Origin of the sequence: Dickeya sp. ws52 (genome assembly GCF_007210685.1) — a bacterium.
GTDB lineage: Bacteria > Pseudomonadota > Gammaproteobacteria > Enterobacterales > Enterobacteriaceae > Dickeya > Dickeya chrysanthemi.
The window spans coordinates 1-10341 of record NZ_SZVX01000035.1 but is presented as its reverse complement, the minus strand read 5'-3'; the positions used below and the strand labels follow the sequence as shown (position 1 = coordinate 10341).

General features: G+C 58.1%; 9 protein-coding genes. 1 reads left to right on the top strand and 8 read right to left on the bottom strand.

Features of this window, described 5'->3' with window-relative positions:
• Nucleotides 1-114 precede the first annotated feature (114 nt).
• A complete protein-coding gene (locus tag FDP13_RS21145) occupies nucleotides 115-1089 on the bottom strand; it encodes an alpha/beta hydrolase (RefSeq protein WP_143840348.1) in 975 nt (324 codons plus the stop codon).
• Nucleotides 1090-1280: 191 nt separating this feature from the next.
• Here FDP13_RS21145 and FDP13_RS21140 point away from each other — a divergent pair, with 191 nt between their 5' ends.
• A complete protein-coding gene (locus FDP13_RS21140) occupies nucleotides 1281-2183 on the top strand; it encodes a LysR family transcriptional regulator (RefSeq protein ID WP_012770916.1) in 903 nt (300 codons plus the stop codon).
• A 59-nt stretch (nucleotides 2184-2242) separates the two neighbouring features.
• Here the strand turns inward: FDP13_RS21140 and FDP13_RS21135 are convergent, their stop codons facing one another.
• The 7 genes from FDP13_RS21135 to FDP13_RS21105 form a co-directional block, all read right to left on the bottom strand.
• Complete coding sequence (locus tag FDP13_RS21135) at nucleotides 2243-3229, bottom strand: LacI family DNA-binding transcriptional regulator (RefSeq protein ID WP_143840347.1); 987 nt, start codon at nucleotides 3227-3229, stop codon at nucleotides 2243-2245.
• Entirely contained in the window at nucleotides 3222-3989 is a 768-nt protein-coding gene (locus FDP13_RS21130; RefSeq protein WP_143840346.1) for an MBL fold metallo-hydrolase, read from the bottom strand. Before FDP13_RS21130 ends, FDP13_RS21135 begins: the two co-directional genes overlap by 8 nt.
• The gene (locus FDP13_RS21125; RefSeq protein ID WP_143840345.1) at nucleotides 3979-5067 is read right to left on the bottom strand and encodes an ABC transporter ATP-binding protein; all 1089 of its coding nucleotides are present in this window, start codon (nucleotides 5065-5067) and stop codon (nucleotides 3979-3981) included. Before FDP13_RS21125 ends, FDP13_RS21130 begins: the two co-directional genes overlap by 11 nt.
• A 9-nt stretch (nucleotides 5068-5076) precedes the next feature.
• Entirely contained in the window at nucleotides 5077-5904 is an 828-nt protein-coding gene (locus FDP13_RS21120; protein WP_143840344.1) for a carbohydrate ABC transporter permease, read from the bottom strand.
• Complete coding sequence (locus FDP13_RS21115; protein ID WP_027712956.1) at nucleotides 5901-6773, bottom strand: carbohydrate ABC transporter permease; 873 nt, start codon at nucleotides 6771-6773, stop codon at nucleotides 5901-5903. The genes FDP13_RS21120 and FDP13_RS21115 overlap by 4 nt, the downstream gene beginning before the upstream one ends.
• A 58-nt stretch (nucleotides 6774-6831) precedes the next feature.
• Nucleotides 6832-8142, bottom strand: coding sequence for an ABC transporter substrate-binding protein (locus FDP13_RS21110; RefSeq protein ID WP_143840343.1), 1311 nt, complete (start codon nucleotides 8140-8142; stop codon nucleotides 6832-6834).
• A 143-nt stretch (nucleotides 8143-8285) separates the two neighbouring features.
• Nucleotides 8286-9479 (bottom strand): multidrug efflux MFS transporter, encoded by a 1194-nt coding sequence (locus FDP13_RS21105; protein WP_012770909.1) that lies wholly within the window; start codon nucleotides 9477-9479, stop codon nucleotides 8286-8288.
• Between the last annotated feature and the right edge of the window lie 862 nt (nucleotides 9480-10341).

The window sequence follows — 10341 nt, the reverse complement described above, 5'->3', positions numbered from 1 at the left end:
TATCCCGCACGAAACCATTCACTGAATAGGCAAACTTCACCGTTCACAAGACAACCCGGCTGTTTGTCAACAGCCTCGCGTTTGACGTGTTCCAGAGAAATGGCTATCAGCCGATTATGGCTTCAACTGACGGTCCAGAAACTGAATCACTTTCTGCATGATTTCCGGTTGCATCCAGTAAACGCCGCCATGTTCCGCACCTTTCACCACGTAGTAGGTGCTGTTAATACCTTGGGCTACCAGCGCCCGGTGCAGGATTTCGGTTTGACGCGGGGAAACCAGCGTATCGGCGCTGCCGTGCATGATTAAAAAGGGCGGCGTGTTCTTGCTGATATAGTTGATGGGGTTGGCGGCGGCGGCTTTCTCCGGGAAGCGGGTAATCGGGCCGCCCTCATTAAACACTGAGGTGCCGTTGACCCAAATCGCTTCGGTGGCGGACGGCGAGGTGTGTTTCTGCACGACCTCGTCCGGGAAGCCTTCGCCGACGCGGGTCAGGTCCGACAGGCCGTAGAAGTCGATCACCGCCTGCACCTGGCTGCTTTGACTGAGGTGTTCGCCACGGTCAAATTGCTTGTTGCCGCTGGTCGTGCCGGCGAATGCCGCCAGATAGCCGCCGGCGGAAGCGCCGAACACTGCCACATGACCGGCATCGATGCCGAATTTATCGGCGTTGGCGCGCAGATAGCGAATGGCGGATTTCACGTCTTCCAGCGGTGCCGGGAACATCACGGTGGGGGCGACGCGGTACTCCATGCTGGCGACCACGTAGCCGGCTTCCGCCAGTTTCAGCCGTTGCTGGATGTAGTTATCTTTATTGGCGTTAACAAAGCCGCCGCCGGTAATAAACAGCACGGCCGGTTGCGGTGATTTTGTTTCCGGCTGCAGGATATCCATCTTCAAGGCGACGTTGGGGTAGCCACGAATCGGCACCTGAGCGTAAACCACGTCGGAAATCAGTTTAACCGACGGCTGGCGCGGCGTCAGGGTCAGTTCATGGATGTTGTCTGCTGCCATCGTATTGGTAACCTGAGCGGCTGTGGCGATTATAACGGAAGATAACAGTAACATCTTAAGTGGCGGGGTACGCATGAATTATTCCTTAAAAAATTATTATCCAATGCTTGTTTATTGAATCAATATGCCAGTAGGTAGAGGAATGCAGGAAAAATCAACATGCAGGCTATCATAGCTGGGATTAATGCAAATGTGCTTAATCTCACATTAGTATTTTTGCAAGTTAATATAATTAGTATTCGGTAAGGTTATAAATAAATATAATCATGATAAGTATAAAACGAGCACTCTATTACCATGAGCTGGTACGGAAAGGGAGTTTTACCCGTGCGGCTAAATCACTCAATATCTCACAGGCTTTTCTTTCTCAGGAAATATCCCGGCTGGAGCAGGAGCTGGAACGAAAACTGATTAACCGCACCACCCGCCAGTTTGCGTTAACGCCATTCGGCGAGGCGTTTGACGAAAAAATCAAGCCGTTGATTCGCGAGTATTATGACGTCGAGCAATTTGTGCAATCGTACGAAGAAAGTCAGGATGGCGCCCTGATGGTAGGGGTGATTCCTATCTTCAACCGGCTGACATACTACGATGTGTTTACGCTATTTCAGAAACAGCACCCGAATATTGAGTTGTCTTTTATTGATGGCGTCAGCAGCGACCTGTTGGAAAAGGTTCGAAACGCCGAGATTCACGTGTCGCTCTCTACGCCGTTTGATGATTATTTGCAGGATCCGCTGTTTAATCACACCATTTTCCAGGATGACAATCTGGTGGCGGTGATGGCGGCCGGCCATCCGCTGGCGGAGCACCCCAGCCTGACGCTGGAGCAATTGGCGCTGGAGCGGCCGATTGTGCCGCAGAAAGGCACCGGCGAACATGCGGCGGTGTCGGCAGCGTTCAGCCGTGCCGGGCTGGCGGATACCTGCTTTCGCGAGTGCAGCAATCTCGACATCATTATGGATTTGGTGATGCATCACGGCGGGGTGGTGTTTCTGTGCACGTCGGTGGCAACGAGTCTGAAGGGGTACGATATCGCCATTCGTCCGGTTGCTACGCCGATCACCCGTACCTTTGCCGTAAGCTATCTCAAACGCAGTGCCGGTATTCCGATGGTGCGCCGTTTTCTGGATTTTATGGAGCACAATCATCCGATACGGCGTGGATAACGGCTGATGGAAAAGGAGCACGGTTATCGGGCGACGATGACTGCCCGATAACCGCGAGTCTAACGGATGGTAAGCGTTGGTTGAATACGAACGGTTTCCCCGCGTTGCGCTTCGCCGCTCAGCACCCGTTGCAGATGGTGTATTACTTGTGCCACCAGTTGCTCCACCGGTTGGCGTACCGTGGTTAACCGGTAGCCTTCCCAGGCAGCTTGCGGCGTATCGTCGCATCCCACCACCGTGCAGGCCGGGCCGCCGTTTAGCCTGAGCGCATCCAGCGCGCCGAAGGCTAACGCGTCGCAGGCGCAGAATACGCCTTCCACCGCCGGGTGCCGTTGCAGCAGGCGGCACATGGCGCGGTAGCCGCTGTGGTAAGCGTAATCCAGGTTATCGGCGACGATTGGCTCCGGCCGACCGCGGCTGACCAGATGCCGGCGAAAACCCGCCAAACGTTCCAGCGAAGCCTGCCCATCCTGACGACCGGCGATATAGGCCAGCCGGGTCAGCCCCAGCGAAATCAGATGGTCGGCCGCCAGTTCGCCGGCCAGCCGGTTATCGGACAGCACCGCGGTAACGGTTTCCCGCTGGTCTTCCCGGCCCATCAACACCATCGGCAGCGACAGCTCCAGACAGCGCTCGGTGGTTTCCTGCGACAGGCTGCCGGCGGAAATAATCGCCGCTTCCACCTGCCATGACAGCGCTTGCTGCAACCGGGAGCGGATATCGCACTGTTCCGTGACGCTGACCAGCATCGGCACCAGGCCGTGTTGTTGCAGCGCCTGCGTCAGCAGATTAAACAGCCAGGGCTGGAACGGGTTATCGAATTCGCCCATCACCACCGCCACGATGCCGGAGCCGTGCCGCCCGGAATTGACCAGCGCCCGCGCCAGCGCATTGGGGCGATAGCCCAGCGCATCCGCCGCCGCCAGCACCCTTGAACGGGTCGCCTGGCTGACCTTGCCCGGCGCAGAATACGTGCGCGACACCGCCGATGGCGAAACACCGGCGCAGCGAGCGACATCAATCGAGGTGATGCGTTTTTTATTCATGTCCGGCTTCCCTGATAATGTGCCAGCCACCGTTGCGGCAGTGCGCCCGGTCGCCCTGTTCCGGCAGAAATACGCCGGACGAGGCCGCGATAACCTGTTGCAGCGCCGCTTTTTGCGACTGTTGTACGTGGTACAGGCCCAGCAGCGCACCCGGTTTGCGCGTCAGCGTCTGTACCTGCGGCCAGTTACCGTGCCCGGTGTTGTTCATGGCTTGCAGTGAAAAACATTCCACCAGCGCCAGATCCGCCTGCGCCAGTAGTGCTGCACCGGCCGTGGTGACCTGGCCGTCGCCGCTGTAGAACAGCGACCCCTGTTCGCCGCTGAGATACAGCGAACGGTTGGGCACCGAGTGGCGGGTCGGTGCGGTCTGGCAGCGCCACGGTCCCAGTTCGCTCAGGCTTTCGCTGTTCTGCCAGTTCAGGCTAAACAGCGGCCGGCCGGCCGGCCAGAAGGCGAAATCCGCCAGACGCTGCAACTGCGGCCGTTGCTGACGCGACGCGATAAGGGTCAGCGGCGCGGTGCGCCCGCAGGATTCGCACCAGTTAAGCCAGGTGGTCAGGCCGAGTACATGGTCGGGGTGGGCGTGAGTCATGTAGATGGCGTGAATGTCGTCCGGCGCGGTCTGGCGCTGCCACAGCGCCTGCGGTACGGTCGGGCCGCAATCTACCAGCAGTTGGAATCCGCCTTCGCTGACCTGGATCGCGGCGTTGACCCGCTGGCTGTCATAGGCTTCGCCGCTGCCGAGGATGTCAAGCTCCATGCCTGTACTCCTGTTGCCCGGCGTGAGGCGACGACGGTAAACGCCGGCCGTCGGCATCAAACCAGTGACAGCGTGCCGGCGCCACCTGTAGCGCCAGCTCCTGACCGAGGCGCACCGGGGTGCGGCTTTCCACCACCAGTTTCATACCAGGTTCATGGATGAAGTGGCCATGCAGGTGATACTGCGCGCCCAGGTTTTCCACCAGATCGACCTGAAAGGTTGGGATACCTTCGGCAATCTCGAAGGCATCCGGGCGAATGCCGAGGGTCACGGCGCGCTCATCATGCGCCAGCCGTTGCAGCCACGGCGACAGCGTTTGATTGGGCGACGGCGTTTGGCCGGGCGACAGCGGAAAAAAGTTCATTTCCGGCGTGCCGATAAACCCGGCGACAAAGGTCGTGGCAGGCTGGTGATACAGCTCTTCCGGCGTTCCCACCTGCGCGATGCGGCCTTCGTGCAGCACTACGATGCGGTCGGCCAGCGTCATCGCTTCCACCTGATCGTGGGTGACGTAAATCATGGTGGCGGCCAATTGCTGATGCAGCGCCTTCAACTGCACCCGGGTGTGGGTGCGCAGTTTGGCGTCCAGATTGGACAGCGGTTCGTCAAACAGAAACAGGCGCGGTTTTCGCACGATGGCGCGGCCAATCGCCACCCGCTGGCGCTGGCCGCCGGAAAGTGCGCCGGGTTTACGGCCCAGCAACGGCGTCAGTTGTAGCATCTCCGCCACCTGCGCCACTTTATCGTTAATCACCTGACGTCGTTCGCCCGCCATCTTCAGCGCGAAGCCCAGGTTTTCCGCCACGGTCATGTGCGGGTACAACGCGTAGGATTGGAAGACCATCGCCATTTCCCGCTGGCCCGGCGGCTGGCGCGAAATATCCTCGTTGCCCAGCAGGATTTGCCCGCTGTCTTGTTGTTCCAGCCCGGCGATGGTGCGCAGCAGCGTTGATTTCCCGCAGCCGGACGGGCCGACGAACACCACCAGTTCGCCCTGCCGGATATGCAGGTCGATGCCGTGCAGCACCGGCTGACGACCATAGCGTTTGGCGATTTGATGTAATCGTAATTCACTCATCCGCGAGTCCTATTTCTGGCTGACGGCAAAGCCGCGCAGCAAATAACGTTGAACAAAGCCCGCCACCAGCAGCACCGGCAGTGAAGACAGCAACCCGATGCTCATCAGCTCTCCCCAGTAGATCTGGTTTTCGGTCATAAAGTTGGCGATAAACAGCGGCAGGGTGAACTGCTGCGGGGTTTGCAGGTACAGCAGGGCGAACAGAAATTCGTTCCACGCCATGATCAGGGTGAAGATCGCCGTGGCGACCAGACCGGGAGCGCACACCGGCAGCACGATGTAGCGCAGCCGCCGCCACAGCCCGGCACCGTCCATCGCCGCCGCCTCTTCCAGCGACAGCGGCACATCGCGGATAAAACTGAGCAGCATCCAGATGCAAAACGGCAGGGTATAGACCTGATAAGCCAGCATCAGCCCGGTCAGGCTGTTGAGCAGGTGCAGCGACTTGAGCAGGGAATAAAGCGGGATGGCCACCACCATCGGCGGCATCATCTTGACAAGCAGCACCAACAGCAGGAACAGGCTGTCAAGCCGTGCCGGGAAGCGGTGGCGCGCCAACGTGTAGGCAGCCAGAAACCCGGTCAGCAGCGATAACGCCGTAGCGCCGGCGGCCACCCACAACGTATTAAACAGCCGCGCGCCGACGCCATTATCCAGCAGGCTTTTTAAGTGAGTGAGCGTCCACTGTTGCGGCCAGAACGGGCTGGCAAGGCTTGCGAATTCGGCGGTGGACTTAAACGCCGTCGCCGCCATCCACAGGATCGGCAGGGTGAAAAACAGCAGCGCGACGGTCAGCGCCAGCGCACGCAGCGCCATCAGCCAGTAGGGGAGTCTCATGCGTTTTTCCCTCCGCGCAGCAACTGCCAGGCGTAGACCAGGCTCATGGCGGCGGCGAACAGCAGCATGATCACCGCGCCGGCGCTGGCGAGCCCCAGATTGAAGAACTTGAAGCCTTGCTGATAGATATACAGCGACAGCGTTTCGGTGGCGTAACCAGGGCCGCCGCCGGTCAGAGCGTATACTTTGTCGAACAGCTTGAAGGTGTCGATGGAGCGTAACAGCAGCGCCAGCATAATCGGCTGGCGAACCAGCGGCAGCGTGACGTACCACAGCCGTTTCCAGCCGCTGGCGCCGTCGCTTTGCGCCGCTTCCAGTATGTCTTTGGGGATGCCCTGCAACCCGGCGAGAATGATCAGACAAGCCATCGGCGTCCATTGCCAGATATCCACCAACATCAGCGACCACAGCGCCAGATGCGGGCTGGACAACCACGGTTGCGGCATCAGCCCCAGCGCGGTCAGGCAATTATTCAGCAGGCCGAAATCGTAATGAAACCACAGGCGCCAGATAGCCGAGCACACCAGCGTGGAGATCATCATCGGGTAAATCAGCAGGCTCAACACCCACTGGCGACCGGGAAAATGACGGTACAGCAACAGCGCCAACGCCAGCCCCAGCAGCACCTGCAACAGCGAACTACCGAACGAGAACAGCAGGGTGTTTTTCAGGCTGGTGGTGAAGAACCAGTCGGCGAACAACTGGCGATAGTTCTCCAGCCCGACCCAACTGCGGCTGGCGGCGGCGTAATCGACCTTGCTGAACGAGTAGAGCAGCATCTGGCCGATGGGGTAGAGCGTCAGCAGTAGCAGCAGCGTGGCGGCGGGCATCAGCAGCAGCCAGCGTTGCCAGCGGGAATCAAAATGCATGGGATGTCCTTGCATGGGCAGGCCGTAGCCCGCCCGACAACAGTAATTTCGGTGCGGATTACTTCAGTACTTGCGCGATCTTCTGATTGGCCTGCTGCAACGCGACTTGCGCCGGCATCTGATCCATCAACGCCAGTTGCAGATAGTCGCCGAGGATGCTTTCCACTTCCTGCCAGTTGCGGATACGCGGGCGCGCCTTGCCTGCTTCCAGCGCCGCCAGTTGCGCCGGATACCACCGGTATTTCTGCACCACCTGCGCATCCTGATAGACGCTGCGGCGAGTCGGCGGCAGCCCCAGTTCCAGCGCCAGCGCTTTCTGGTTTTCCGCACTGGTGAGGTAGCTCAGGAATTGTTGCGCCAGTTCGTTGTGCCGGCTGTTTTTGGCGATCGCCATCTGCCAGATACCGAGCATCGGCGACGGGCCGGCGTTCTGCCCCGGTGCGGGTTGTAGCGTCATGTTGCCGACCACTTTGGATTTGGCGGCGTCGTCCAGCGTTGCGGCCCAGGCCGGCCAGACTTCGATTGCCATCGCCGCTTTGCCCTGTTCCATCGCCTGGCGCACATCGGCGGCGTTGTACACTTCAACCCCGGTAGGAGCGAAGGCTTTCAGCGCTTTCAGGGTATTGAGCGCCTGTAGCGCTTGCGGGGAATCCAGCGACGCTTTGCCGTTGGTAATCACATTGCCGCCGTAGGCCCATAACATGGGCATAAAGCCGGAAACGATCGGGTTGCCTTTCATGCCGCGGAACACCACGCCGGAAACCCCCGGCTCCTGCTGTTGCAGGGCGTTGGCATCGCTTAATACCGCGTCCCAACTGGTGGGCGCCTTGAGCTGGTGCTTGTCGAACAGATCCTGACGATAAGCAAACATCGCCACGTTGCCGACCACCGGCAGGCTGTACGCCGGGCCGCTGTTTTCCGGCACGCGCGAGACGTTCAGCACCGCCGGAATGAAGTCGCTGCTTTGCAGGCTTTCCGGCAGCGGTTGCAGCCAGCCGTTACCGGCGAATTCCGGGCTCCAACTGTCGTCCATCAACATCAGGTCGTAGGCCGAGGCGTTTTCCCGCAGGGAGATCACCAGCTTTTCATACAGGTTGGCGTAGGGCAGTTTCAGCAGTTCGATCTGCTTGCCGGGGTGCTGTTGCTGAAAGCGAGCCAGTGTGCTGTCGAGTGCTTTGCCGTAAACGTCGTCGCGCCCGGCGATGACCAAATCAGCGGCCTGCGCCGTCATGCCGCACGCCAGACCCACGGCGAGCAACAGACGGGAAAGAGAAGTCTTACTGTGTGAGAGCGTGGTGTTGCCAGATGTTTTTTGTTCAGACTCGTTTTTGCCAAACACGTTCTTGCCAAACATATTCTTGCCAAACATAGTGAGCGCCTTTTGTCAGGAGTGCATACGTTTGCACAGGCGCTATCTTTGGCGACGAGGATGACAGAAACATGAAAGCAGGATGAACAATCCGAGATGGGGCGACGACAACGGGAAGCCGTTATCGGGCTTCCCTGAACCCATCAGGCTTTCTTGGGCTGACGGGCGAAACTCACCATCAACTGGATGCCGTTAATCAGCACCAGCAACGCTGTCACCAGAAATACCCAGCGATAGCCCAGCGTGGCGGAAACGGTGGAGCCGAGCAGCGGCCCGACCACGTTACCCAGATACATACAGGATTGGTTATAACCGAAAATGCGTCCGGTGACTTGCTGACTACTGTATTTCACCAGCAGCGCCTGCACCGCCGGCATCAATGCACCGTCGGCGAACCCCAGCGCAAAGCGTAAAATCCCGAGCTGGACCGAGCTTTGTACCGCCGACATCAGAAAGAACAGCAACGCACACGCGAATAACGCCACGATCAGTATCCGCTGGGAGCCGATGCGATCACCCAGCCGGCCAAGGTGCGATGCGGATAAAAGCGCGGATACCCCCGGCACGGCGGCGATAACGCCGCTGACGAAGGCGATGTTATCAATGCTGGGCGAGAGGTCGCGGATAAACAGCGTCAGGATTGGGCTGATGGAGCCGTTCGCCATCTGAATCATCATGGTGGTGAAACACAAACTGATAATCAGCAACGGATAAGGCAGCGAGGCGAACACCGCCCGGCCGCTGAGCTGTGCTTTTTTGCCGACGCTAATCGCGTTTTCACGAATGGCGAACAACGTAATCAGAAAGCAGATAAACAGCATGGCGGAGGTCACGAAAAATACCATGCGCAGGCCGATGGTATCGGCCATAAAACCGCCAAGCAGCGGGCCAATCAACACGCCGGCGACTTGCCCGGTAGAAAGTGTGCCGAGCGCCCAACCGCTGCGGTTGCGCGGCACCTGCGAGGCAATCAGCGCCATGGCATTGGGAATGTAGCCGGAAGTGAGCCCCATCAGCGTGCGCAGAATAAACAGTTGCCAGACGTTGGTGGCCAGGCCTTGCAGCGCCATGACGATAGACATGCCGAGCGCGGCGCGCAGCAACATCAGCTTGCGCCCCTTGCGGTCGGCCAGGCTGCCCCACAACGGCGCGACGATGGCGGAAACCAAAAACGAGGAACTGAACACCAGCCCCGACCACAAATTGAGGGCGGTATGATCGCTGACCCCCAGATGCTCGATATAGAGCGGCAGGAACGGCAATATCTGGCTCATGGCCATGCCGGTAAAAAAGCATCCCAGCCAGGCGGCGAAGAGGTTGAGTTTCCAGGTTTCCATAAGGCAGGTTGACATCATCAGTAAAAGGCCGGGGCGCCCCGCGCCAGTGTCGCGCTGAATTGCGCGGCGCCGCCTAGTATGGCCGCTTTTGTCTTAGCCGGGAAATAGTTTTATAGATCAAAGTATCATGCATTGCCGACAACAATAGATCGATTTTTGAAGCTGGCGTACCGATATGTGGCTTGATTTTAGGTTTATAGGGATTTTACAAAAAAGCCGCCCTGAAGGACGGCTATAAACTTTGCAGTTTTACCTGATCAAGCTTGCGCTGTTGCAGGTTCCAGCCCTATTAAAGGAACCAGTTGATCAATTGCAATATTTCAGCAATCAAGTTCAGAATCGCAATAATAAGCTTCATCATCCCCCGCACCTCCATCTCTGTGGCGCGTAGGTTACTAAGCGGTCCCCATACCTCTATTCCGCCCTTCCGGTTACGCTATTCACTTTGCTAAAAGAAGAATTTCACCACGCTGCCGCCCAGGCTTCCGGGTGCGAATCCGGGAGAGGGCTATACTTTTACCACCTACTTGCCGATGGTTCAGGTATTCTGTTTATATCCAAATTCGGTTTGAAGAGCTTGATCTGGCTACGCTCAGGAGCGGTTTCACGGGCTTTACTTAATTTAGCTGAGGAGCATTATAGACAGTAAACTCGGCTATTCAAACGTCGGTTTGATAGAATATTCAACATGTCGTATAATCAATTCGCTAAAAGAAGAATTTCACCACGCTGTAAGCCTGAGGCCCGCGAAGCTGCTGGCTACAGAGCAAATAACCCGCCACTGCGCTAACACCGATCGGTTAAGCAAATGATCGGTTGAACGATCCAGTGGGTAGACGACAATAGCCTCATCATTTTTTGA